We start from the raw sequence: 25,168 nt of genomic DNA on the forward strand, positions 1-25,168 counted from the left end.
GGTCGGACGACCGTCCCGACCAGCGAGTTACAGGTAGGTGCCGAGGTCCTTCAGGGCCGGTTGCGATGCGGCGTCAGCTACGGCGGCCGCTCCCACCCGGCACGCTGCGGCGAGCGCCACTTCCGGAGGCAGCCCGAGGGTGAGCGCGATCGGCAATGCGGCGCCGAATGCGTCCCCGGCCCCGACGGTATTGACGACCGGGGCCTTAACGCCCGGTACTCTGATTGCCTCGCGACCGTGCTCAACCAATGCCGCACCCGCAGCGCCATACGTCACGGCGACGAGAGGCGCCCCTTTCAGCTCCGGCATCTGGGAGTACTCGTGTTCGTTGACCACGATCAGGTCACACGCGGCGATCAGGTCGACAGGAAGTTGACGTGCCGGGGAAGCATTCAAGGAGAAGTACCCGGGCGAGCGCGTTGCAGCATCTATCACAACCTCGATAGGCACCTCGAGCTGCGCAAGCACAAGGTCGGTTGCCGGGTGGGGGAGTCCATCGGGTAGCAATGAGCCGTTAGCGCCCGGGCATACAACAATGTGATTCTCCCCCGATCGATCAACGACGATGAGGGCTGTTCCTGTGGGCAGATGCGAGCGACTAACGAGCGAAGTGTCGACTCCGGCCGATTCCAGCGAGTGAAGAAGAAAGTCGCCCTCCGGATCGGGCCCGACGGCGCCGAGCATGTGCACTTTCGCGCCGAGCCGTGCGGCGGCGGCGGCCTGATTGGCGCCCTTGCCGCCCGCCGACCGCTCGAGTCGCGCGGAGCCCACCGTCTCGCCAGCTGTAGGGAGCCTCTCCGCATATGCAGTGATGTCGATGTTGAGGCTGCCGACCACCGTCACCGCGAGTGATGAGACGGACCCGGTGGCGGTCTGTCGGCGGTCGGTCGCGATGTTCACGCTCGCTGCTCCTGCCCGCGCGGCCCGTATGGATAGTCATCAGGGCGTGGATCGCTTGCTGACGATAGGCGGGTGAGTTCGTCGATCGAAAGGGTGAGTCCCGCCGCGGTCATGTTGCTTTCGAGCTGCGTGGCACTTCGCGCACCGAGGATGACGGAGGTGACTCCAGTCTGGTCGCGCAGCCAGGCGAGCGCGACCGCGGCCGACGTCACATCATGATCACGCGCGACGCGCTCGACCTCTTCGAGCACTTTCCACGTCCCGTCTCGCGGTGCGCGCTTGCTGTAGGCCTCGAAACCTCGGCTCGGATTCTCGCCTAACCGAGTGCGCCCGGTGGGCGGGGCTGTTCGCGAGTACTTTCCCGTCAGCCACCCGCCGCCCAGCGGGCCCCAGGCCAGAACACCAAGTTGCGCATCAAGCGCAGAGGGGAGGATCTCGTACTCAGTCTCGCGGACGAGCAAGCTGTACTGAGGCTGGATCGTGATCGGCGCGCTGGTGCCTACCGACGCGACGGACGCCATCATCTTCTGCAGCTGCCAGCCCGTCATGTTAGAGAATCCAGAATAGTCGATCGCTCCAGAACGAACGAAGTCGTCAAGCACGCGAAGCGACTCGTCGGCTGGCGTCGATGGATCCCACGCGTGAATCTGGTACAGGTCGATCGTGTCGCGCTGCAGTCGACGCCGAGATGCGTCGACTGCGCGTCTGAGGTGTCGACGTGATGCTCCGGAGTCATTCACATCATTCGAGACGGAGAAGCGAGCTTTGGTCGCGACGACCATTCGGTCGGAGACATCAGGCCGCGCGGTAAGCCATCGACCGATGATGCTCTCGCTCTCACCCCCGCTGTACACATCGGCAGTGTCGATGAGGTTTCCCCCAGCGCTGGCGAATGCGTCAAGCATCCTCCAGCATTCTGCTTCGTCTGCCTCATGTCCGAAGGTCATCGTTCCCAGAGCAAACTCGCTCAGCGCGATGCCTGCCCTCGGTGGCCTGCGATACCTCATGATCGCCCGTCAGAGTGAGTCGGGAGAGGCGTTCGTAGAAGCGCGCTGCGCCGCATCACCTCGTCATCGCGGGAGTGGATGCGGTCCACCTGAGCGGGAGTGAGGTAATCGACGTTCCCAATCGTGAGGGCGCCGCTGACGACCTGGGCGACCTTGCAGGCCATCTCCGTGACATTGAGCACGTCTTGCGGCGAATCCCCGAGGGCGAACAGGCCGTGATTACGAAGATAGATTGCCCGAGGTGCTTCCCCGTGCAGCGCGAGATGGCGTGACATCTCCGCTCTCACGACGCGGGCGAGTGCGAGGCCCGGGTCGACGTAGGGCACCAGCATCTGCCGCGGGCCGAGAACGACGATTTGATCGGGGAAGACGGCGCCTTTGACAAGCGCGTCGGCCTGATCCGAGCAGAGAAGGGAGTTGACGACGAGCGGATGTGTGTGAGCGACCACGCGGGCACCACCGAGCGTTTGGCAGACAGCGTGCAGGAGAGACTCCACAGAAGGTCTGTGGCCGCCCGTGCTCCAGCAGTCGAACGTTTCTGACACATCGTCGTCACTCGCATCGGCCTGATCCAGGAGGTCGAGCAGCGGCGCGAAGGGGACCTCCAAGAAGTCCTCGACAACCGCGTGCGCCATGCGTTGACCGCTTGCCTTCACAAACATCGTCTCGGCCGAAGCTCGAACCGAGATGTTCCCCTCTGCAAGGATCACCCAGCCTCGGGTCTCCCGGGCCATATCTCGAGACAGCGCCGCAATCTCCGGCAGGGTCGGGTCCATGAGCTCCTCGGCATCCGTCTCAGAGTGATGTAGTGTGAAAAGTAGCGAAGATTTACACGGTTTGCAACGCTAGACGACCGTCCGAGGTGCGCTGGAGCCCAGAATCGGCAACACTGTTCTCGTCGGAATGTGACAGGAACGCGAGTATCTAAATGAGCAGTCCGCTCCCGGCAGAGATGCGCCGAGTGCAGTTGAGTGACCTTCTCCGGTCTGAAGGATCTCTCACCATCGAACGCGCATCGCAAGCGTTCGCGGTTCACCCGATGACGATTCGGCGTGATATGCAGGCGTTAGAGGAAGAGGGAGTCGCGCGGCGAGTCAGAGGCGGAGTCGTGCTCGTCGGTCCCGACGACTTCCGTCGGCGTCAAGGGAGAAATCTGGGTGCCAAGCGCAAGATCGCAGAAAAGCTGGTGCCGCTTGTAAAGGGTCTGTCAGCGGTAGGGCTCGACGCCTCGAGCACCATCTACCAACTCGCCTGCGAGATACGCGACGTCGAAAACCTCACGGTTTTGACCAACGGTCTGGCGGCGTTCGACACTCTGCAATTCAGGCCAGGCCTGCGCGTCTACCTCACGGGCGGTGAACTTGAAGAGCGAACAAACAGCCTCACTGGCCCGCTTGCCACTGCCGCAATCTCGAGCTTCGTCCTCGACGCGTGCTTTGTATCGACCTCCAGCCTCGACCCCATGATCGGCTCCAGCGAACTCACGATGGGGGAGGTCGAGGTCAAGCGGGCGATGGCCACCGCGGCTCGACGCGTGGTCCTCGCGGCTGACTCGTCGAAACTAACGAGCAAGGCGATGGCTCGCTCGCTGCCGATGGACCGAGTCGATGTTCTGGTCACCGAGCTCGACCCAGATGACAACCGGCTCGACCCGTTCCGTGGCTCCCTCGAACTTCTGTGACGGAACGGCGACCGCCTTGCGGAATCCTTGCGGCCGTTGACCTCGGGGCGACGTCAGGCCGCGTCTTCTCGGCGACTGTGTCGGGGGGCAGAGTAAGCGTCGAGCCGCACAGTCGCTTCCAGAACGTGCCGCTCACATTGCCCAGCGGTCTTCACTGGGATATCGGCCGGCTGTTCTCCGAGATCGGGGGTGCGCTCCGCGACGTTGGTTCACGCGAAGGGAATCTGATCTCGGTTGGTGTGGACTCCTGGGGAGCGGACTATGGGTTGTTCCATCGAGGGCGACTGCTTGGACTGCCCTTCACATATCGTGATCCACGCGCGCTGCGTGGCCTTGAAGCGACTCATCGTCGAATTGATGCCGCCACGCTCTATCGACACAACGGGCTGGAACCGTTGCCGTTCAACTCGCTCTACCAGTTGTCCGAGGACGACGAGCAGGGCGTGCTCGACCTTGCTGATCTTTTCCTTCCCATTCCTGACCTCATGGGGTACTGGTTGACCAGCGTCGCGAGCACCGAGCCGACAATCGCGTCAACGACTGGGCTGCTCAATGCGGCAACGCAAACGTGGGATCCGGCCGTGATGAACCGAGCGGGAATACCTGGCCGCATCCTGCCTCCGCTTCAGAAGACAGGGGATTCGCTTGCTCGGGTTTCTCCGCAGGTCCAGTCTGCTTTCGGTCTCCCGGCGACGACGCGCGTCATCAAAGTCGCCTCTCACGACACGGCCGCTGCGGCCGTGGCTGCGCCTCTCGACGAACGAAATTCGGCCTACCTGTCGTGTGGCACATGGGCGCTGATCGGTGTCGAGATCAGTGAGCCGATTACTAGCGACGCCGCACGGTCCGCGGGTTTCACCAACGAGGCCGGCTTGGACGGCCGAACCCTTCTGCAGAAAAACCTCATGGGACTGGGGCTAATCAACGACCTCGTCAAGGAGAACCCTGACAAGGAGCTTGCTCCGCTCCTCGAGCAGGCTGCCAGCGTCGTGCTCCGCCCGGACCAGCTGATCGATCCGAGCGATCCTCTCTTCCTGCGTCCCGGGCGTGCTTCCCTCGCCATCATCGAATGGTTTGCCAGGCGTGAGCGGCCTGTTCCCGCAGGCTATCCGGCCCTCATTCGGTGCGTGCTCGAGAGCCTCGCGCAGGCATTCGCCGAGGCGATTCGACACCTCGAGGTGATTTCGGAGCGCTCCATACCTGCCATTCACATCGTGGGAGGTGGAGCACAGAACACCCTGCTGTGCCAGGCAACTGCGGACAGGTCGGGCAAGACGGTCATCGCCGGACCAGTGGAGGCGTCGGTGATCGGAAATGTGCTCATCCAAGCGCGATCGCTCGGCATGATCGACGGCGACAACGAAGACCTGAGGAATGTCGTTCGAGCGTCGTTCCGTCGGCAGCGCTTCCGGCCTCGCTAATCAGACCGTCGGGTGCACTCAAGGCTGTTGTATCCTGTGAAAAATTTCTCGATACAACAGGGCGGCGCGGATGCACTCACCACTCGAGGACCTGGTCAGTCGATCGAATCGCTTGGGTTCCGACCCGAGGAACACCAACTTCGCAGGCGGCAACACCTCGGCCAAGATCGTCGGGACCGATCCGGTGACGTCGGAACCAGTCGAGTTGCTGTGGGTCAAAGGGTCCGGTGGCGACCTCGCCACACTGACCGGGTCGGGCCTCGCGGTGTTGCGCGTCGACCGGATCCGCGCTTTGGCTGACGTCTACCCGGGTGTCCACCGCGAGGATGAGATGGTCGCGGCGCTCGATTACTGCTTGCACGGGAAGGGCGGCGCAACACCGTCGATCGACACGGCCATGCACGGGCTCGTTGCCGCCGCCCACGTGGATCACCTGCACCCCGACTCGGGCATCGCGATCGCAACCTCCGCCGACGGGGAGGAGCTCACCCGGCGGATCTTCGGCGACAAGGTGGCCTGGGTTCCGTGGAGACGGCCGGGCTTCCAGCTCGGCTTAGACATCGCCGCGATCCAGGCGGCGAACCCGGAAGCGGTCGGCTGCATTCTCGGAGGTCACGGGATCACAGCGTGGGGTGCCACCTCTGAAGAGGTCGAGCGCAACTCGCTATGGATCATCGATACAGCGGCGGAGTACATCGCCGAGCACGGCGCCGCCGAGCCTTTCGGTGCGGTTCGAGCGGGCTTCGAGGCGTTGCCAGAGCGGGAGCGGAGAGCAAAGGCCGCTGCCCTCGCGCCCACAGTCCGCAGCATGGTCTCGACCGACAGGTCCATGGTCGGGCACTTCACTGACTCGGACGTCGTCCTGGACTTCCTCGCGTCCGAGAAGGCGCCCGCGCTCACTACGCTCGGCACAAGTTGCCCCGATCACTTCCTGCGCACCAAAGTCAAACCGCTCATCCTCGACCTGCCGTCGAACACTTCGATCGAAGAATCGGCTCATCGCCTCAAAGAACTGTGCAGCACCTACCGCGCTGAGTATCGGGCGTACTACGAAGCCCACGCCACGGCGGATTCGCCCGCCATCCGCGGCGCCGATCCGATGATTGTGCTCATCCCGGGCGTCGGAATGTTCTCGTATGGTGCAGACAAGCAGGCAGCGCGTGTGGCGGGGGAGTTCTACGTCAACGCAATCAACGTCATGCGTGGCGCCGAGGCGATCTCGGCCTATACGCCGATCACGGACGCCGAGAAGTTCCGCATCGAGTACTGGGCGCTGGAGGAGGCCAAGCTGCAGCGCATGCCCAGGCCCAAGAGTCACCAGGGGCGGATTGCTTTCGTCACAGGCGGCGCCTCCGGGATCGGAAAAGCGATCGCCAAGCGCTTGGCGGCTGATGGAGCATGCGTCGTGATCGCCGACCTCGACCTCGACGCGGCACGGGCCGCCGCCGCCGAGCTGGGCGGCCCGGACGTCGCGGTCGGCGTCGCCGCGAACGTCGCCGACGCGGGTGCGGTTCAGGCTGCGATCGACGCCACGGTGTTGGCCTTCGGCGGACTTGATCTGATCGTCAACAACGCCGGCCTCTCGCTCTCGAAGCCACTACTGGAAACGTCCGAGCGCGACTGGGACCTGCAGCACGACGTCATGGCCAAGGGGTCGTTCCTAGTGTCCAAGGCGGGGGCGCGAACGCTCATCGAGCAGGGCCTCGGCGGTGACATCGTCTATATCTCGTCAAAGAACTCCGTCTTCGCCGGTCCGAGCAACATCGCCTACTCCGCCACAAAGGCCGATCAGGCACATCAGGTCCGGCTACTGGCGGTCGAGCTCGGAGAGTACGGCGTTCGTGTCAACGGAATAAACCCCGACGGAGTCGTCCGGGGCTCGGGCATCTTCGCCTCAGGCTGGGGCGCCAACCGCGCCGCGACATACGGCGTGAAGGAGGAGGAGCTCGGACAGTTCTACGCGAACCGCACCATCCTCAAACGCGAAGTCGTTCCCGACAATGTCGCCGACGCCGTCGCTGTGCTCACCGGGCCTGAGCTGTCACGGACCACAGGTGTACATATTCCCGTCGACTCCGGCGTCGCCGCCGCGTTCCTGCGATGAGACGAGCCTCACGGGCCCTTGCACGCAAATGTTAACTTGTGCGACAATTCACTAAACACCGCACACAGCTGAACCGGTGACTCAATGGAGAGAGGAAAACCCGTGACCTCAAACAACAAACGGCGGCCAAGGCAGCTCGTCATAGCGTCAACAGCGATCATCGGTCTGGGGCTCGCAGGGTGCTCTGCCGGTTCCTCGGAAGAACCAAGCTCGGACGTCTTCCAGCTCTGGTACGGCTTCGAACCGGGACAGTCCGACGCCATCACCGACCTCATCGCGGAGTGGGACGAGGCCAACGAGGACGTGACAGTTGAGATCACTGCGATGGGCCCAGAGCTGAACCCGCCATCCCTGCTTCCCGCGCTCAGCTCAGGCGAGGGGCCCGACATGTGGGCCGGCGCGGTCGGGCCCGGCCAACCGCAAGCCTTCATCGACGGTGGGCTCGTCGTCGACCTCACCCCTTACTACTGTGAATTCGACTGGGGCTCGCAGATCTCCGACGACCTCGCCGCCATCACCACCGTCGACGGCCAGCTCTTCGCGGTTCCGTACAGCATCGAATCCACCGGAATGTTCTACCGCAAATCCATCTTTGAGGATCTCGGTATCTCCATCCCGACCACGTGGAACGAGTTCATCGAGGTGGTCAATACCCTCGCTGAGAACGGTTATGAGACGCCGATCGGTGCTGCCGGTCAAGATGCCTGGCCGGTGACGCAGCTTCTCGGTGCCATGTGGGGGACAGCGGCCGGACCGGAAGGACTCGACCAGACGTTGTTCGGTGACGGCGCCTGGACGGATCCCCCCTTCATCGAGGCGAGTGATGCGTTCGTGAGTCTGCAGGATTCCGGGTTCTTCGGGCCGGAACCCCTGGCGTTCAGCTATCAAGCGACGATGGCGGACTTCTACAACGGGGTGGTGCCGATGACGTACACCGGTGGGTTTGTCATCCCCGGGGCGCAGGAAGATGCGGGTGAGAACTTCGACGACATCGGTGTCTTCGCTCTCCCGAGCGTTTCAGGCGGGCCGATTTACGCCAACGAGAGCCCCGGGGGCGGGTGGTACATCAACGCGAACTCGGACAAAGCCGACATTGCCGCCGATCTGCTCAACTTCCTCTTCTTCAACGACGAGAGTCGAACCCAGATGCTGCAGGGAGGGCTCGTTCCCCCGGGTGAGGTCAACCTCGACGAGGTCGAATTGCCCTCCGTCCTCGAGGAGCTGCTCGCCGAGAACAACACCTACCGCGAGAACGGTGTGATTCCCGCATTCCTCGAGGTCGTCACCCCGGGAGCTCTCTTCGAAGTTCAGATGGATGAGGTCCAAGGAGTGCTCTCCGGAAGTGTCACAGGCCCGCAACTCAGCGAGTCTTACCAGGCTGCCTGGGAAGCGGAGAAGGCCAACGGAAACACCCTGGCAGCGGGCGGATCGCCTGAGTGCTGACCGGCCCCCCGGGAACGCAGGGCCCGTCGCTGAGCAGCGACAGCGACGGGCCCTCGCGATCAGGACGAATCAGCTCGCGAAAGGGCGCTCACCCATGGCCACAACGACTTTGACGCGTAACGCCAGCTCGTACCCGGGGCAACGTCGTCGCACCTTCCGTCGGCGCGGCCGGCGCAGCCTCACGGCCTACCTGTTCTTAGCCCCGGCGGTGCTGCTCTATCTGACTTTCGTCATTCGCCCCACCCTCGAGCTGTTCGGGCTGTCGCTTTACTCGTGGAACGGCGTCTCGCCGACGAGGGACTTCGTAGGCTTCGCCAATTTCCAACGGCTTTTCGCCGACCCGTTGTTCTGGGAATCGCTGCGAAACAACCTCGTGTTCGTCGTGATACTGGTGAGCTTCAACGTGATCGTCGGGCTCGTCACCGCGAGCGCGCTCGCTCGCATCACCCGTGGCCGACTGATCTACCAACTCATCTTCTTCCTTCCGGTCGTTCAAGCGTCCATCGTCACCGCGCTCGTGTGGCAGTGGATCTATCAGCCGCGAGGACTCCTGAATGAGCTGCTGCGTGCCGTCGGACTCGATGATGTGGCCCGCGGATGGCTCGGGGACCCGACCACGGCTCTTGCTGCTCTGGCGCTTGCGGCGGCGTGGGCGGGATTCGGTCTTTCGGTCGTCATCTTCCTGGCGGGCCTCCAGGGGATCGACCAGACGCTCTACGACGCAGCAAAGGTCGATGGCGCAAATGCTTTCCAATCCTTCTGGAACGTCACTGTGCCTGAGCTTCGGCCCGTTATCACGGTCGTGTTCCTCCTGGAGATGATCGGTGCGTTCCAGACGTTCGACATCATCTGGGCCACGACGCGCGGCGGCCCGATCAATTCGACGGAGGTCCTCGGCACATACATGTTCAAGCGAGGATTCACGGATGCGGAGTTCGGTTACGGAGCTGCCATCGCCGTTGCGTTCATGATCATCGTGCTGGTGGCCGCTGTGATCTCGCTGCTCATCCGGGAAAGGAACGAAGACTGATGGCACTATCGACCTTGCCCGCAGCCACAGACTCCGCAGCTCCCGTCCGGCGCCGGCGGCGCCCTCGGGGGCAGATCGTTCTCCACATCTATCTGACATTGATAGCGCTCTTCTCGATCGCTCCGCTGTTACTGGCGTGGTCGACCGCGTTCAAGGATCGGGCGCAGATCGTCAGCAACCCCTACGGTCCGCCGATCCCTCTCGCGTTGGACAATCTTCAAGAAGCCTGGGTAAGCGGCAGATTCAGTCAGTACTTCCTCAGCAGCGTCATCATCTCCGTTGCGTCCGTCCTTCTTATGGTCATCGTCGCGCCCCTCGCGGGGTACGGGTTGGCTCGCATGAAGTTCTGGGGTCGTCGATTCCTCATGGTTCTGCTGCTTCTCGGACTCACTATCCCCGTTACAGCGATCGTCCTACCGCTTTATACGATCGTGCGCGATCTGGGCCTGTTGAACAGTTACGCGGGCGTCGTCTTGGTTCATGTCGCCATGGGTGCGCCATTCTTCGCGTTCATCATGCGGGCATTCTTCTTGCGCCTTCCTGAGGCCCTGGAGGACGCCGCACGCGTTGATGGATGCTCGGAGCTACGGATCTTCTGGTCGATCATGTTGCCTCTCGTCCGACCCGGCGTCCTGACGGTTGCGCTCCTGGAGTTCCTGTGGACGTGGAACAACCTGTTGCTCCCCCTCGTGTTCCTGACGAACGAGCAGGTGCGCACCCTTCCGATCGGCATGCTTCTGCTCACGGGTCGATTCAGCACGGACTACGGACTTCTCTCGGCGGCGGTGCTCATTCTTTCGGCACCTGTCGTCGTCCTTTTCCTCATCTTCCAGCGCCGCTTCGTCGAGGGCCTAGCGAGCGGTTCCGTCAAGGGCTGATAACCCACACTTCCGAATCTCTTAATCAACAGGAGCGAACTCCATGACAGCAAAACCCCGTGCTCTCGTCGATATGTACGGCCGCAAGATCGATGAGATCTTCTCGTCCGACGATCTGGCCCGCCTCCACGACACCGTCACGGTGCTCTGGGCGAAGGACGCACCCATGCCGGAGGACGAGGCAGCTCAGGTCTTGCAGGATGCAGACATACTCATCTGTTCCCAGTGGCGGTACGGCGAACTTCGCGATCGCTTCCCTCGGTTGCGAGCCATCATCGATGTTGGCGGTGGACTGCCGCGCGGCCTGGACTACGAGGAAGCCTTCCGTCGGGGGATCCACGTCCTGACAGCAGCGCCAGGATTTGGACGGCAAGTGGCGGAGATGGCCCTCGGCCTCGCTCTGGCCGCATGCCGCGAGATCGCAATAGGCGATCAAGCGATGAGGCAGGGTCGCGAGGCATACATGCATGGCGGCAACGAGACGACCTTCATGCTCTTCGACAAGCCGATAGGCATCATCGGATACGGCGGCATCGCGTCGGCGCTGCATCCGCTCCTGATCCCCTTCGGCGGAAGCATCAGCGCTTACGACCCCTGGCTCGGAGACGGATATCTGCGATCGCGCGGCGTCACCCCGAAACCGCTCGACCAGCTCCTAGAGGAGTCCAAATTCATCTTCGTTCTCGCCGCCCCGAGTTCTGACAACAACGCCTTGCTGGATCGCGGACGATTGGAGATGATCGCCCCGGATGCGGTGCTTCTCCTCATCAGCCGAGCCCACGTCGTCGACTTCGAAGCACTCACCGACCTTCTCGCGGAGGGTCGATTCCGCGCCGGTATCGACGTCTTTCCCGAGGAGCCGCTACCTGCCGATCACCGGATCCGAGCTTTGCAGTCCGCCGTCTTGTCTGCCCACCGGGCCGGGTCGGTACGCGAAGGGATGTGGGACCTCGGTCGACTGGTCGTCGACGACGTCGAATTGCTCGCACGAAGCCTGCCCCCTCGGCGACTGCAGCCGGCTGCCCGTGAACTCGTCACTCTGCTGACCAACGCCTAATTGGAGACTCGATGAAACTTGGATTCGTCACCGCTTGCATGCCTCAGGCTTCTCTTGAGGAGGTCGTGCTCTGGGCGGGGTCCGCCGGCTTCGACTCTTTGGAAGTGTCGGCGTGGCCGACCGACGGTTCAGGTCCGTCACACATCGACGTGGCCCGGCTCGACGAGGCCGCAGCGAAGGAGATCGCGCGCTCCCTCTCCGACGCCCAGCTCGAGATCTCCGCAATCGGGTACTACGAGAACAACCTCCACGCCGACCCAGCCGTCCGCGAGCGCGTCCATGCGCATCTGCGCAGTTGCATCGACGCGGCAGCGCTCCTGGGCGTGCCCTATGTGGGGACGTTCGTCGGACGCGATGTCACGCGTTCCGTCGCGGAAAACCTCAGCGATGCTGAGATCGCCCTTCCTCCGCTTGTCACGTACGCTCGCGAGCGGAGAGTGTCGCTAGTCGTGGAGAACTGCCCGATGGAGGGATGGCACCCCGACGGCTACCCGGGAAATCTGGCCTACTCGCCCGAGCTCTGGGAGTGGATGTTCGAGTTGGGTTTCTACCTCAACTACGATCCGTCACACCTCATCTGGCTAGGAATAGACCCCGTGGAAGCGGTTCGGCCGTACGTCTCGAAGGTCATCCACGCGCAGGCGAAGGACACAGAAGTCGACCCAGCTGCCCGCACTCGCTTCAGCGTCTTCGGGAAGACACGGAAGCGCGAAAGCGAATGGGATGTGGGCTGGTGGCGGTACCGCGTCCCCGGTCGGGGCCAAGTCGACTGGCTCGCCGTCATCGATGCACTGGACGAGGGCGGATTCACCGGCCACATCGCCATCGAACACGAAGATCCCGTATGGGGTGGGACTCCTGATCGAGTGAAGCGTGGTCTGGAGATCGCCCGCGACACGCTGCGTCCGCTTGTGGGCCCTGTCAATGGTCGCGGCTGATCCTGCTCTCGAGGTCGGCGATCTCCGGACTGATCATGCCGTCGACCCGCTCGGGATCGACGAGCCGAGGCCCCGGTTCTCCTGGCAATTGCGATCAGGTCGACGTGGGGTGGTGCAGTCGGCGTACCGGCTGATCGTTCAGGAAGATGGCGGTGACCGCGGAACGCACACGGTATGGGACACCGGTTGGCTGCAGAGTGACGTTCAGCTCGGCGTTGAGTACGGCGGGAAGCCGCTGCGCAGCACGACGGGATATTCGTGGTCCGTGCAGATTCGCGACGACGTGGGGGAGGAGGCGCAGAGCGCCGTCGCAACCTTCGAGACGTCCTTTCTGCAGGAGGGCGACTGGGTCGCGAAGTGGATCGCCTGTGTCGCCAAGACCCCGACCGTGCAGTCGCCTCTCTTCCGTCGGGAGTTCACCCTGTCGGAGCGGGTGGTCCGAGGACGGATCTACGTCAGCGGACTGGGCTATCACGAGTTATGGGTGAACGGCGTACTTGTGGGGGATGCGGTTCTGGACCCGGCATGGACGGACTACCGATCTCGCATCTTCTATGTCACCCATGACGTGACGCAGCTACTACGGAAGGGGGGGAATGTCGTCGGGGTCGCGCTCGGTAACGGGTGGTTCGAACCCTTCCCCTCACCGGTCGCGAGCCAGCTGTGTCCGCAGTTCATCCTCGAGGTTCGCCTCGACCTCGCAGACGGTTCCCAGCAGGTCATCGCTACGGACGGCAGTGGAGAGTGGAAGACAACGGTCGACGGCCCCGTCGTGGATCACAGCATCTACGGTGGAACGACCTACGACGCTCGGCGCGAGATTCCTGGGTGGGCAGAACCGGGTGTGGCACACCTCAGCACCGGCGCGCGCTGGCGCTCCGCGATCATCGTGGAGGCGCCGGGAGGGCGGCTGCAGGCTCAGCCGCTTGAACCGATCAAGGTCGTGGACGTCCTCACTCCCGCAAAGGTGACACGCTTATCTGACACAACCCACGTCGTCGACTTCGGACAGAATTTCGCGGGGTGGGTTCGGATTCGTCTCGACGCGGAGCCGGACGCCGAGATCTCGCTTCGACATGCCGAGCTCCTGGACGATGACGGCCACGTCAACACCGTGAATCTTCGAAGTGCGGCCGCAACTGATCGGTTCATCGTCTCGGATGATTCGCCGCGCTGGCACGAACCGAAGTTCACGTATCACGGGTTCCGTTATGTGCAGGTCGAGGGTGCTCTGCGTTCGTTCGGCGCGGAAGACATTCTCGGACAGGTTGTGCGCAGCGACGTGTCGAAGACCGGTAGCTTCCGGTCAGACCACGACCTGCTGAACCGCCTTCACCAGAACATCGTGTGGACGGAGGCGAGCAACTTGCACGGGCTCCCGACGGACTGCCCACAACGCGACGAGCGCCTCGCGTGGCTCAACGATATGACGGTCCGCGCGGAAGAGGCTGTGCACAATTTCAACCTTGCTCGGCTCTACGGCAAGTGGTTCGGCGACATCCTCGACACGCAGGGGGCAGAGACGGGGGCCATCGCTGATACGGCCCCGCATGTTCGCTTCGGTCATCGCCCCGCCGACCCGGTCTCGAGCAGCTTCCTCCTCGTGCCGTGGCTACTTGCCATGCACTACGGAGAAACGCGTTGGATCGAACGCCATTATGAGCGTTTGGATGCCTGGGTCACCTACCTCGCGTCCCTCCGGGAGGGGGGCCTGATCCTGCAATCCGAGATCGGCGACTGGGCACCCCCCGTGGAGCAGGCTGTGGCGGGGAGTGCCGGAGCCGGCGCCGTCTCCGCCAAGACACCGGGCGGGCTCATCTCGACCTGTTTCCTCTTCCTGAACCTCGAACTCATGGCGCAATTCGCGCGCACGCTAGACAGATCAGAACACGAGACCGACTACCTTCGCGAAGCGGACCGCGTCAGGCAGAGCATCAACGAGCGGTACTTCGACCGGCACGCCGGCTCGTACGGATCAGGGAATCAGTCGTCGAATTCGATAGCTCTCTATACAGGCATCGTTCCGACCGGTTACGAAGACGCCGTCCTGGACAACCTCGTTCGCGACATTGCGGACCACGGCTACCATCTGACGACCGGGAACCTCTGCACCAAGTTCGTGATGGATGTCTTGGGTCGGGCAGGACGAACAGATGTTGCGATGCGTCTCCTCGAGCAGAGGACGTATCCGAGCTGGGGATACATGATCGATAAAGGCGCAACAACGATCTGGGAGCGCTGGGAGCACGTGACTGGCGGTCCGCTCGCTGCGATGGCCTCCCATAATCATCCGATGTACGGAGCAGTCGATTCCTGGTTCTACCGCTTCCTCGGCGGCATCTCACCCACACCCGATCGGGCCGGCTTCGGTCACTTTCTCATCGAACCTCAGCTCGCCGAGTCGGTGGGCAGCGTGGAGTGTCGTCTCGAAACGGTGCGCGGGCTGGTTGGCTCGAGCTGGACCGTTGGATCCGGCGCAACGGTGTTCGACATCGACATTCCAGCGAACAGTACAGCCTCCATCCTCCTCCCCTGCCCAGAGAAATCGACGGTCCTCGAAGGAGGTCGCGTCATCGAGGTCGGGCCACCGACCCCGCTCGATGGAGTACGAGCGGCGAGGCGGGAGGACGCCGGAATTCGACTGGAAGTAGGTTCTGGTCGCTATCGATTCGTCGTTCACAAATTGAAGGGATGAGGGGATGCGCTCAGCAAAAGACAAGCACGTCGTCGTCGGCGCGGACTTCGCGGGGTTCTCGCTCAAAGAGTCCGTGAAGAGACATCTTGAGGATCGCGGATGGACCGTAGCCGACCTCACTCCTGAGAAAGAGAATCTGCCGATGTATCACCGCGTCGGATTCCTGCTAGGCGCTCAGCTTGCGGAACGCGAATTCGAACGCGCGCTCGCCTTCTGCGGCTCCGGGATGGGCATCCACATCGCCGCCAGCAAATGTCCTCACGTTCATGCAGCGGTCTGCGAAAGCGTGGCCACCGCGAGAAGGGCGTCGACCGCAAACGGCGCAAACCTCCTAGCGATCGGCGCCTTCTTCACAGGACACCGCCTCGCGCAGGCGATGGCCGATGCCTTTCTCGAAAACGCGCTCGGAGACGGTTATGAGGAATGGGACGGGTTCTACGAGTATCACAAGCTCGGGTTCGATGAGTGTGAAGACTTCGACTACGGAGCCTTCAAGGCCAACGGCTTCCGCCTCACCAACGCAGGCGAAGTGAACCTGGGACCTGAGCCCCGCGGACTCGCCTTCTGATGGCGTTGACGAAGCGCCGCAGCGCGAGCCCAACCTCGGGCGAAACACGCCGCACCAACTGGGCGGGCAATGTGCGGTTCTCAGCGCGAAAGGTCGCGTCACCGACAAGCACCGATGAACTACAGGAGATCATCGCCGGCGCCGAAAAGGTCAAAGCAATCGGCACTGGGCACTCCTTCAGCGCGGTCGCCGACACGGACGGGCTCCAGCTCGACCTGACCCGCCTGCCGCGAATCGTGGAGCTCCACCCCGCAGCGCGTCGCGTTCGCGTGTCGGCGGGGCTTCGCTACTCGGACGTCGTCGAGATGTTCCACCGGAACGGCTTCGCGCTCGCCAACCTCCCTTCTCTCCCCGACGTATCGATGATCGGAGCAATACAAACCGCGACGCACGGTTCGGGAAAGGGGCAGCGATCTCTCGCTGACAGCGTTCACGCGATCGAAATGATACGAAGCGACGGTGAGCTCGTCCGTGTTCAGCGTGGGGACCCGGACTTTGCGGGGGTCGTCGTCGGTCTCGGTAGCCTTGGGGTCGTCACATCGATCGAGCTCAACCTCGTTGAAACCTACGACATTCGCCAGCGAGTCTATGAAGACCTGCCCCTCGAGCGTGCCCAGGAGGAGTTCGACGGGCTGATGGCGAGCGGCTACAGCGTTTCGTTGTTCCACTCGTGGAGTCGACCGAACTTTGTCGACTCACTGTTGGTTAAGCGGAAAGTCGGTGGCGTGGGACGTTTTCCGATGAGCTTTTTCGGGGCTCGTCGGGCAGCCCGCTCGCGTCATCCGGTCCGAGGCGTATCCGCTTCGACCTGCACACAACAGCTGGGGGTAGTCGGTCCTTGGTTCGACCGCCTCCCTCACTTCAGGATCGGTGGCACGGCCGCTCGCGGCGCCGAACTGCAGTCGGAGTATTTCGTTCCTCGCGCCCAATCTTCGGCAGCGCTCGAACAGCTGCGGCGTTGTGCCGCCTCCTTCCGGCAGGTGCTCCTCGTCAACGAGGTTCGGATCGTTTCTGGCGATGATCACTGGTTGTCGTACGCGTATGGGACGGACGTCACCGGCTTCCATTTCACGTGGAAGCCTGACCGCGAAGAAGTCTGGAAAGCAGTGCGAGAGATCGAACGCCACCTGGTGCCGCTCGGCGCGCGTCCGCATCTAGGAAAAATCCACAGTCTGTCAGCTGATGAGGTAACGCGACACCTGCCGATGGCCGAACCGTTTCGTTCCCTTCGCTCTCGATACGACCCCAGGGGCGCGTTCGCGAACTCAACTATTGAGTCTTTGGGTCTATAAACTCCCGTGCGTCGCCGAGTGATCTTGCCCTCGGCGACCGTGATGGCGGGCAGGTAGTCGCCATCGCGCAGTGTGTGCATCACCGCGGGTAACCCGTGAGAAAGATCCTGTCGCGATCGACGGCTGCGGGCACATTCGCCAAACCTCCGAACCCGCGTGAACACAGGCGTCGACGCCTCCGCACACTCTTGAAATGCCCCGCGGCTTGAGTTCAAATCCCACCGTCACCGCCAAAAATCCCCGATCAAGGGTAACTTTGTCTTCTATTCGATGAAGTTGAGCAAGAGCGCCGCGCACCATCCGCGGCGCTTTTCTCATTTGGCCGAGTTTCTCGCCCGTTTCGTGCTCGATCCGTGGGAAGGAATGAGGACAGATCGAATGTCCCGCTTCTCACTCGCAGAGAGGGGTGAGGACCTGCCCTCGATCGCGAAAAAGTCCCGGCCGGGGCGGATTCGAGCGAAAACCTGCGGTCGGGTTCTGCTCCTTCGTCAGTCTCTCATGCTCCTTCGGCGGGCTCCCGAGGGGGTGCCGGTGTAGCGAAGGGCTCCCTGGATCTAAACAACGGGTGCGGATCGCGTGTTCGTGGATCTTTCCTCAACGACCAGGGATCTGAGTCCGCTCATCGATCAGTGCGGTGGCCACTTCAAAGGCCGCGACTTCGGCGAAGAGTCGAGCGAGCGACGCGCTCTGCTCCGCGATCCCTCGCATCACGGCTTGGACGGCGCTCATGCCTTCGGGGGTCACCTGAACGACGACGGCGCGACGGTCCTCAGGTATGACGTCACGGAGACGGACCGCGTACCCCTTGGCGCAGAGCTGGTCGACGATGTACGAGGCAGCTGGACGAGATACCGCCAGAGATGTGGCCAGGTCGTGTGGACGGACGCCACCCATGGACGCAATCTGTACGAGGGCAGCCCGCTGGCGGGCGGCGAGGTGTCCTTGGCTTGCGGCGTCGGGCATGGTGCGTACGAGATTCACGCCGGCCTCGCACACCCGGAGAAGAAGAGGCATGGCGTCCGACGACGTATTCGACTCGAACCGCTCCTCCGCCGACGCGAGCCCGGCGCTGATCTCGTGGGCGATCTCCGCGCTGTCGAGGAAGAAGGCCACGATCGAGGTGCGCAGCACCTCCGCCCGCCGCTCACCGTCGGGGGTGAAGACGACCTCGACCGCACGCCTGTCCTTGTGGGACGGCCGTGTGGTGACGAGGCCCTCCTCGCGCATCCGGAGAAGCATCCGCGAGACGGCGCGCCGATTCATCCGCGTGATCGCTGCCAGCCGTCGGGTAGTCGGATGGGATTCGGCCGCGATCGCACTGAGCGCGACCATCGTCTCGATCTCCGCCCACCGGGAACCGAAAGCGGCGTCAAAGACCCGGGTCAGGTCATCGTTGAAACGCCCGAGGAGCCCCATCGCCCGGGCTTGCGCCGCAGCATCCATCCCTCACCTACCCCAGAGAATCCATTCAAGCAGTCCGGCATCTGCGAATGGTGTGCAGGATCGCTGGCGCGACGGTTCAAAGATGTCTTGATTTGAGTTAGCCTCATGCCGAGGCCAGGTGCCCGACCGATCGCGTCGGCGGCCGAACTGTGGGAGAGGCGCCGAAATGTCGAGAGAAGAGCACGCCCGAGAGGGCGCCCAAGCGGCGATCCCCGACGATGAGATCTTGGACGTCGCCGTGGTCATGCCCCGGGGGTCGACGTTCGCCGGAGTGGTGGGGGCGACGGCGGGAGTCGCTGCCGGCGGCAGCAATCCGACGGCGTGGGGCGTCGCCGGGGGGATCATCGGGCAACGCGTGGGTGCCGCATCTCGCGGCAGCTACCCCTCGCTCGTGCTCGCACTCTCTCCGGAGCGGCTCTACGTCCTCGGAAGGCAGAGCACCGGTCTGGTAGGCGGCTGGAAGAACCTGCACCCCGTCGCGCACATCGAGCGGAAGAACCTCGAGGTCAGCAAGCATCGACGCGGCACCGTCCTCGTCATCGGACTGACCGACACCACGACGAAGACGACGCTCGAGGTCGAAGCCCAGACCATCGGCGGTCTCGGGTTGAAGGATCTCCTGGGTGAGGTCGAACCCGATGGCTCGCGCGCGACGGACGCGAACGGAGGCGCGGCGTGATGGCCGGGAAGCGCCCCGCGGGCGTGGTGCTCATCGCCGTGCTCGCGTGGATCGGCGCAGCCCTGCAGATCATCACCGGGATCCTTGTCGTCACTCGGGTGCTCAGCCCGGATGGGGTGGGGATGGAGGCGGCGTGGATCGGGATCATCGTCGGGATCCTCTCCGCGATTGTGGCATCCTTCCTCTTCAGCGGAAGCAACGTCGCGCGCATCCTGGTGACCATCTCCTTCGCGCTCCAGCTGCTGACCGCAATTTTCGCAGTCGCGGCGAACCCCGCCAACCTGGTCGCACCGATCCTCTCGGCGATCGTCGCGATCATCGGACTCGCGCTGCTGTACACGGCCCGCGCGAACGAGTACTTCCGCAAGTGACCTGCGCCCGCCCGTCACGCCGACTCGCCTCGGTGTGACGGGCGTCTTCCGCCCCGCCATATCCAAGGAGAAACTCCATGCCCGACATCGCACAGCGCTACCGAGTCCGCCCGAGGGTGTGGATCGGCCTCGTCATCTACGTCGCTTACGTCGCGGTCGTCTTCATCGTTCAGCAGCTCTCCGGGGTGCCGTACACCGCACTGGGTGACAGCGGCGCGAACCTCTTCCTCGGTGCGGGTCTTTCCCTCATCGTGGGTGCGGTCCTCCTCGCGCTCACCACGTCACTGCTCGGATGGTGGCAGCCGGCGCTCTTCGACCGGCACCGTTCGGCGCACAAGTGGCCGATCGTCGCCGCGATCATCATGGTGGTCGCACTCGTGGTCAACCTCGCGTCCACCGATTGGGGCGCGTTCGATGTCGCATTCCTCGCGGCCGCCATCGTGCTCTTACTCGTCGGCTTCACCGAGGAGCTCGCCACCCGCGGGCTGCTCCTCGTGGGGCTGCGCAGTCGTCTCTCCGAGGTCTGGGTCTGGCTTCTCACCTCGGCCCTCTTCGGCCTCATGCACCTCGTCAACGTCCTCTCGGGTCAGGCGGTCGGACCGACGCTCCAGCAGGTCGCCCTCGCCTTCGGTGCGGGCACGATCTTCTACATCTTGCGGCGTGTGACCGGCAGCCTGATCTGGGCGATGGTCCTTCATGGGCTCTGGGACTTCTCCACATTCAGCGCCAGCCACGGAACACCCGCACCATTCGTCGTCCTCGGCGGAGTCCTGGAGATCGTCGCCATCGTCGTGGCGTTCATCGGCGTCGCCTTCGTCATCCGCGGAGCCGACGAGCGCATCAGCGCGGGGGAGGGGTCGCGCGTCTGAGAGGGCGAGGGGTGGCGAGACGTGCGCAGCTCTCGTCTGCCTGGCGTGAGAATCGACGAGTCCCTGCTGATGAGCCGGTGCGGCATCCACGAGGAAGCTCGTCACGGGGAGCTCGACCTTCCGGCGCTCCGGCTGAAGCCGTGGGAATGTCCGCGTTGCCACTCGACTAACTCGCACATCGCCGAAACCTCGAAATCCGCGTGAACACAAGTCTCGACGTCCCCGCACATCCCCGAAACGTCCGAGTCCATTAGTTCGAATCCCACCGACACCACCATAAATCCGTGGTCAGAGGCTGTTTCCGAATTTGATTCGGCGGGGTTGAGCAAGAGCGTCGCGCATCGCGTGCGACACCTTTTCGTCGCACCGGGGATCTCGGCTTTGCGCTCAGTCCGTGGGAGAGAATCGGGAAAGGTCCGGTTATCCGATTCTGGCTCGCAGAGGCGCGTACACCGTCGCCCGATCGGAGAGAGAAAGTCCCGGTCGGGCCGTTTGATCGCCGCTTCCGTGTCGGGCGAATCGACCGCGTTGGGCGAGGGCGATTCCTCTTCCCGGTGCCGTGGAGGCGGGATGCGCGGGACCAAGGGCTTCTGCGGGCGAGAAGCGCCGCGCGAAGGGCCAGAATTTGGTGCGCTAGTGGCGGGGGTGCTGCCGCCCCAGAAGGTTGCGCGCAGCGAGATTCTCCGCGTCGCCATCAGGTCACGCCAGGCCGGGGCTCCTGCGCGGACCTGCTCAGACCCTGGAATCTCTCCGTCACCTCCCATCGATCACCTCATGCACCCAGGGGCGCAGACTCCTGCGAATCGGACGGCCTGTCGGGCGGTGACGGAGCCCCGGTCTCGCGAACCGCTTTCGAGTCTTGCGGGGCAGGAGAGGGTGCCGATAACTTTATCACACATTTGAACCTTTGTTCAGATATATGAAATGCAGCGCGTGTCATTGTCGGCCTGCGGAAGGCCTGTCCGAGGGGGCGCGATGCGCTCCCACAGAGAGGTGACGCTGTGCCAGATGAGGCGAAGGCGAAGGTTGGCGTGATCGGATTGGGCGTCTATGGCGCGTTACACGCGCGGACCTACGCCGCGATGGATGGGGCGGAGCTCACGGGGGTCTGCGATCTCCGGCCTGATCGCTCCCGAGACATGGCTGCCGAGCTCGGATGCAACGGGTATACCGACGTCCAGCAGATGCTCGCCACTTGCGATCTGGATGCGGTTTCCATCGCATTGCCAGATCATCTGCATGCCGACGCCGCGATTACCGCAGCGAGGGCGGGGAAGCACGTGCTCGTTGAGAAGCCGTTGGCAACCACGGTCGACGAGTGTTTGCAGGTGATCGCGGCAGCTGAGGAGAGCGGGGTCTTCCTCATGACCGACTTCTCGCAGCGTTGGAGCCCAGTGATGCAGCTTGCCAGAAAGGCGGTCACGGAAGGCGACCTTGGTGACGTGCAGCTTGGCTACTACCGGGCGAATGACACGATCTACGTTCCGACGAAGATGCTGTCCTGGGGAGCGCAGTCGACCGTCGCCTGGTTTCTCGCGTCCCATTGTCTGGACAACCTCATGTGGCTCTTCGATGCTCGCGATGCCTACGCCGGCGGAGCAGGCGACTGCATCAGGCGCGTACGAACAGTGGCTCGGCAGTCCGTTCTCGCCGCTCGCGGCCTTGCAACTCCAGACTTCTACCTCACGACGCTTGAGTGGGAGTCGGGAATGGTGACGACGTTGGAGAACTGTTGGATTCTTCCGGAGTCGTCTCCCAGCGTCTTCGACATGAAAGTGCAGCTGATCGGATCTCGGGGGACCTTTCACATCGATGGGTCCCACAGTGGTGTCGTCGAGCAGTGGGCTGAGAAAACGTCCTACCTCGATCCGTTCGCCTACCTAGAGGTATTCGGCGAGCCTGTGGGGTTCGCGACGTCGAGCATCAGGCATTTCGTTTCATCGGTGGCAAAGGGGGTGCCACCTTCCGTCGACGGTTTCGACGGGTTGGCCGTCACTCGGCTGATTCTCGCGATGGAGAAATCGATCGCTGTCCAAGCCCCTGTGGACATCCGGAACAACCCCTTCCGGCCATGAGTGCGACGATGCCAACTGCGGAGATCGCTCCGCGCGTGGAGATGCCGATGATCGGCCTCGGGACGTGGTCGCTGAAAGACCCGTACCACTCGGTACGGACAGCTTTGGATGTCGGATATCGACACATCGATACCGCGGAGCAGTATGGCAACGAAGACCTCATAGGCAGGGCAATCGCCGACAGCGGATTGCCGAGAGAAGACGTCTTCATCACCACCAAGATCTTGTCCCGTGACGTCGATCGCGTCGATGACATCATCTCGGCGAGTCTCGCCGCCTTGCGCACCGACTATGTGGACCTTTGGCTGATCCATGATCCGCCTCCACCCGGCCTGTCCGAACGGCTTTGGGGGAGTCTGATCCGACTGCGCGAGGCAGGGTTTGCCCGCGCAATCGGCGTGAGCGAATACGGAACCAGCCAGATTGACGCCATCATCGCGTCCTCCGGTGTAACGCCTGCGGTGAATCAGGTGAGGTGGGCGCCGGCGCTCTTCGACCCCGTTCGATTGCGAGATACGACTGCCCGAGGTATTCGGCTGGAGGGCTTCAGTGGGTTGCGCCTGGCCGATCTCGATGATCTGGCCCTGGTGGCACCCGCGCAACGGCGTGGAGTCACGCCGGCACAGATACTTCTGCGATGGCACATCGACCATGGCGTCGTGGCCATTCCCAGGACGGACAGTGACCGTCGCATAGAAGAAAACCTCGATGTGTGGGGCTTCGAGCTCGATGAGGACGAACGGCGTGCAATCGATGCGCTGAGCACCGTCAGAGTGGCAGCACGGGCGTGCGGTCCTGGGTGCAGTCTGGTCGGCCGGGTGGGGACAGTGGTTGCCCCGACCGGTGTTCCCACAGGTCCCGGAGAGATCGCTGTCGAGGGCCAACTCCCTCTCATCGCCTGGTCCAGCGAGCTCATCGCAGTTGGGTCGATCGCTCGAATAGTCGGATGTCGCAGCAGCCGCTCCGTAGACGTCGTTCCCGAACCCAGGACCGACGCGGAGGCCCAGCCCTGATCGCCTGGAAACTATTGCGGCGACGACTCGTCGATGCTAGCTTTCGACAAATGTGAACCTGAGTTCAAGAACATGAACCAACCTCACACCCACACCCGAGGAGGCACCGTGAAGTTTCGTTCATCAATCGCGCTCGCCGCCGCCGCTGCAGTCGCCGTTGTTCTGGCTGGTTGCGCGAGCGGAGGCTCCGACGACACAGCCCCGACAGACGAGGCGGCCAGCTGCGAAGGTCCGCCGCAGGCGGGCGGCTCACTCACCGTCGCAAAACAGAATGAGACGTTGTCGCTCAGCCCCTACGCCACCCCCGGAGGATTCGGCGACACCGAGGCGTTGAACATGATCTTCGAGACACTGGTGCGGATGGATCCGACTGGCGCGACGCAGGACATCGTCCCCGGTGTGGCCGACGAGTGGACCGTGAGCGATGACGGGCTGACGTATACGTTCAACATCCGCGATGGAGCGACGTTCTCCAACGGGCGACCAGTCACCGCCGAGGACGTTCAGTACACCCTCGATAACTGGTCGGATCCTGAGGTCAGTCAGTGGGCTTCGTTTGCGCGCGGATACGAATCGACGACGATCGTCGATGAGTCGACCGTTCAGGTCAACATGTCCCAGCCCATCGGTGGATTCCTCTACTCGCTCGCGATGGTCACGGCCGCGATCCTGCCCGAGGCGGAGGCAGAAGAGGCCGGCGAGGCGTTCTTCGACGCGCCGATCGGCAGCGGTCCCTTCGTTCTGGACGAATGGGTGAAGGGCTCCTCGATCAGCTTCTCGAAGAACCCCGAGTATTGGGACGAAGCCGGACCGCTGCTCGACGAGATCGAGTTCCGGTTCATCACCGACGACAACAACCGCGTGCTCGCCCTGCGCTCGGGTGACGTGCAGATGGTCGACAACGTGCCGTGGTCGCAGGTCGAGGCGCTTGAAGGCGAGGCGGCGGTGACCCTCGAGGAATTCGAGATCCCCTCCTGGATCCTGCTGTCCCTCAACAACCAGCGCGGACCATTCGCCGACCAGAACGTCCGCCAAGCGTTGTCGCTGGCGATCGACCGCGAAGGCGTCAACGAGAACATCTACTTCGGCAAGGGTGAGCTACCCAACAGCATCCTGCCGCGCCTGCGGTTCGACGCCGGGGCAGACCAGATCGCGCCCACGCCTTACGACCTCGAGCAGGCCAAAGCACTTATGGCCGAGTCGGCCTACCCCGACGGCTTCGAGGCAACCCTGGAGTACCCGAGCGGCAACGCCGCCTTTGAGAGTCTCGCCGCGGTCCTTCAGGGCGCGTGGGCAGAACTGGGGGTGACGGTGGAGCTCGTACCCGGTGATCAGGCGACCCTCAGCCAGAACTTCACCGGCGGCGAATACGACATCATGCTGCCGTACTCGTTCGCGGCAAGCGACGTGCCGATTCCGGACGAGTTCGCGGAGTTCTACGCCGTACCCGGCGGCACCAACGGGTTCTTCACCTGGTGGACCGATCCTGCCATCGAGGAGATGGTGCTCGAGTTCACCGGCACCATCGACGAGGAGGAGCGCGCAGCGCTGTGGCCGCCGATCCAAGAGGCGATGCTCGAGGCCCAGCCCGCGATCAACGTGCTGAACCTGCCGCTCGTGAGCGCGCACCGTGACGGCGTCTGCGGGTTCACCACGAACCCCATCAGCCAGAGCACGTTCACGAACACCTGGGTCACCGGCTAG

Annotated in this window: 21 protein-coding genes; 17 read left to right on the forward strand and 4 right to left on the reverse strand. The window is 63.3% G+C overall.

The window, feature by feature from the left end:
• Window positions 1–27: 27 nt before the first annotated feature.
• The 3 genes from HDC37_RS07090 to HDC37_RS07100 are packed head-to-tail and all read right to left on the reverse strand — an operon-like array spanning window position 28 to window position 2,683.
• The gene (locus HDC37_RS07090) at window positions 28–900 is read right to left on the reverse strand and encodes a PfkB family carbohydrate kinase (protein WP_308472129.1); all 873 of its coding nucleotides are present in this window, start codon (window positions 898–900) and stop codon (window positions 28–30) included.
• Complete coding sequence (locus tag HDC37_RS07095; RefSeq protein WP_179559718.1) at window positions 897–1,907, reverse strand: aldo/keto reductase; 1,011 nt, start codon at window positions 1,905–1,907, stop codon at window positions 897–899. Before HDC37_RS07095 ends, HDC37_RS07090 begins: the two co-directional genes overlap by 4 nt.
• Window positions 1,904–2,683, reverse strand: coding sequence for a class II aldolase/adducin family protein (locus HDC37_RS07100; protein WP_179559719.1), 780 nt, complete (start codon window positions 2,681–2,683; stop codon window positions 1,904–1,906). Before HDC37_RS07100 ends, HDC37_RS07095 begins: the two co-directional genes overlap by 4 nt.
• 185 nt (window positions 2,684–2,868) lie before the next feature.
• Between HDC37_RS07100 and HDC37_RS07105 the strand changes: the two genes are divergently transcribed.
• The 11 genes from HDC37_RS07105 (at window position 2,869) to HDC37_RS07155 (ending at window position 17,014) form a co-directional block, all read left to right on the forward strand.
• The gene (locus tag HDC37_RS07105; RefSeq protein ID WP_218869472.1) at window positions 2,869–3,588 is read left to right on the forward strand and encodes a DeoR/GlpR family DNA-binding transcription regulator; all 720 of its coding nucleotides are present in this window, start codon (window positions 2,869–2,871) and stop codon (window positions 3,586–3,588) included.
• Window positions 3,585–5,009, forward strand: coding sequence for a rhamnulokinase family protein (locus HDC37_RS17505; RefSeq protein WP_179559721.1), 1,425 nt, complete (start codon window positions 3,585–3,587; stop codon window positions 5,007–5,009). Before HDC37_RS07105 ends, HDC37_RS17505 begins: the two co-directional genes overlap by 4 nt.
• Before the next feature lie 70 nt (window positions 5,010–5,079).
• Window positions 5,080–7,113 carry a bifunctional aldolase/short-chain dehydrogenase gene (locus HDC37_RS07115; protein ID WP_179559722.1) on the forward strand — a complete coding sequence of 678 codons (2,034 nt, stop codon included), beginning with the start codon at window positions 5,080–5,082 and terminating at the stop codon, window positions 7,111–7,113.
• Between the two features lie 102 nt (window positions 7,114–7,215).
• On the forward strand, window positions 7,216–8,556 hold the full coding sequence (locus HDC37_RS07120) for an extracellular solute-binding protein (protein WP_179559723.1): 1,341 nt from the start codon (window positions 7,216–7,218) through the stop codon (window positions 8,554–8,556).
• 94 nt (window positions 8,557–8,650) lie between these two features.
• Window positions 8,651–9,586: a carbohydrate ABC transporter permease gene (locus tag HDC37_RS07125; protein WP_179559724.1), complete on the forward strand. Its 936-nt coding sequence runs from the start codon at window positions 8,651–8,653 to the stop codon at window positions 9,584–9,586.
• Window positions 9,586–10,464, forward strand: coding sequence for a carbohydrate ABC transporter permease (locus tag HDC37_RS07130; protein ID WP_179559725.1), 879 nt, complete (start codon window positions 9,586–9,588; stop codon window positions 10,462–10,464). Before HDC37_RS07125 ends, HDC37_RS07130 begins: the two co-directional genes overlap by 1 nt.
• Before the next feature lie 43 nt (window positions 10,465–10,507).
• Entirely contained in the window at window positions 10,508–11,521 is a 1,014-nt protein-coding gene (locus tag HDC37_RS07135) for an NAD(P)-dependent oxidoreductase (protein WP_179559726.1), read from the forward strand.
• A gap of 38 nt (window positions 11,522–11,559) precedes the next feature.
• Window positions 11,560–12,459 (forward strand): sugar phosphate isomerase/epimerase, encoded by a 900-nt coding sequence (locus HDC37_RS07140; RefSeq protein ID WP_218869473.1) that lies wholly within the window; start codon window positions 11,560–11,562, stop codon window positions 12,457–12,459.
• Entirely contained in the window at window positions 12,446–15,154 is a 2,709-nt protein-coding gene (locus tag HDC37_RS07145) for an alpha-L-rhamnosidase (protein WP_218869475.1), read from the forward strand. The genes HDC37_RS07140 and HDC37_RS07145 overlap by 14 nt, the downstream gene beginning before the upstream one ends.
• A 4-nt stretch (window positions 15,155–15,158) precedes the next feature.
• Complete coding sequence (locus HDC37_RS07150; RefSeq protein WP_179559729.1) at window positions 15,159–15,722, forward strand: RpiB/LacA/LacB family sugar-phosphate isomerase; 564 nt, start codon at window positions 15,159–15,161, stop codon at window positions 15,720–15,722.
• Window positions 15,722–17,014 (forward strand): FAD-binding protein, encoded by a 1,293-nt coding sequence (locus HDC37_RS07155; RefSeq protein WP_179559730.1) that lies wholly within the window; start codon window positions 15,722–15,724, stop codon window positions 17,012–17,014. The genes HDC37_RS07150 and HDC37_RS07155 overlap by 1 nt, the downstream gene beginning before the upstream one ends.
• A 594-nt stretch (window positions 17,015–17,608) precedes the next feature.
• Here the strand turns inward: HDC37_RS07155 and HDC37_RS07160 are convergent.
• On the reverse strand, window positions 17,609–18,457 hold the full coding sequence (locus HDC37_RS07160) for a MarR family transcriptional regulator (RefSeq protein ID WP_179559731.1): 849 nt from the start codon (window positions 18,455–18,457) through the stop codon (window positions 17,609–17,611).
• A 166-nt stretch (window positions 18,458–18,623) separates the two neighbouring features.
• Between HDC37_RS07160 and HDC37_RS07165 the strand changes: the two genes are divergently transcribed.
• The 6 genes from HDC37_RS07165 to HDC37_RS07190 all read left to right on the forward strand — a co-directional run bounded on the left by HDC37_RS07165 (window position 18,624) and on the right by HDC37_RS07190 (window position 25,168).
• On the forward strand, window positions 18,624–19,136 hold the full coding sequence (locus HDC37_RS07165; protein ID WP_179559732.1) for a hypothetical protein: 513 nt from the start codon (window positions 18,624–18,626) through the stop codon (window positions 19,134–19,136).
• Entirely contained in the window at window positions 19,136–19,507 is a 372-nt protein-coding gene (locus HDC37_RS07170) for a hypothetical protein (protein WP_218869477.1), read from the forward strand. The genes HDC37_RS07165 and HDC37_RS07170 overlap by 1 nt, the downstream gene beginning before the upstream one ends.
• Window positions 19,508–19,584: 77 nt before the next feature.
• Window positions 19,585–20,376: a CPBP family intramembrane glutamic endopeptidase gene (locus HDC37_RS07175; protein WP_179559734.1), complete on the forward strand. Its 792-nt coding sequence runs from the start codon at window positions 19,585–19,587 to the stop codon at window positions 20,374–20,376.
• Window positions 20,377–21,377: 1,001 nt separating this feature from the next.
• On the forward strand, window positions 21,378–22,451 hold the full coding sequence (locus HDC37_RS07180) for a Gfo/Idh/MocA family protein (RefSeq protein WP_179559735.1): 1,074 nt from the start codon (window positions 21,378–21,380) through the stop codon (window positions 22,449–22,451).
• Window positions 22,448–23,464, forward strand: a complete 1,017-nt coding sequence (locus HDC37_RS07185; RefSeq protein WP_179559736.1) for an aldo/keto reductase — start codon at window positions 22,448–22,450, stop codon at window positions 23,462–23,464. The genes HDC37_RS07180 and HDC37_RS07185 overlap by 4 nt, the downstream gene beginning before the upstream one ends.
• A gap of 279 nt (window positions 23,465–23,743) precedes the next feature.
• Window positions 23,744–25,168, forward strand: coding sequence for an ABC transporter substrate-binding protein (locus tag HDC37_RS07190; protein ID WP_179559737.1), 1,425 nt, complete (start codon window positions 23,744–23,746; stop codon window positions 25,166–25,168).

The organism is Microbacterium sp. AK009 (genome assembly GCF_013410955.1).
Taxonomy (GTDB): Bacteria; Actinomycetota; Actinomycetes; order Actinomycetales; family Microbacteriaceae; genus Microbacterium.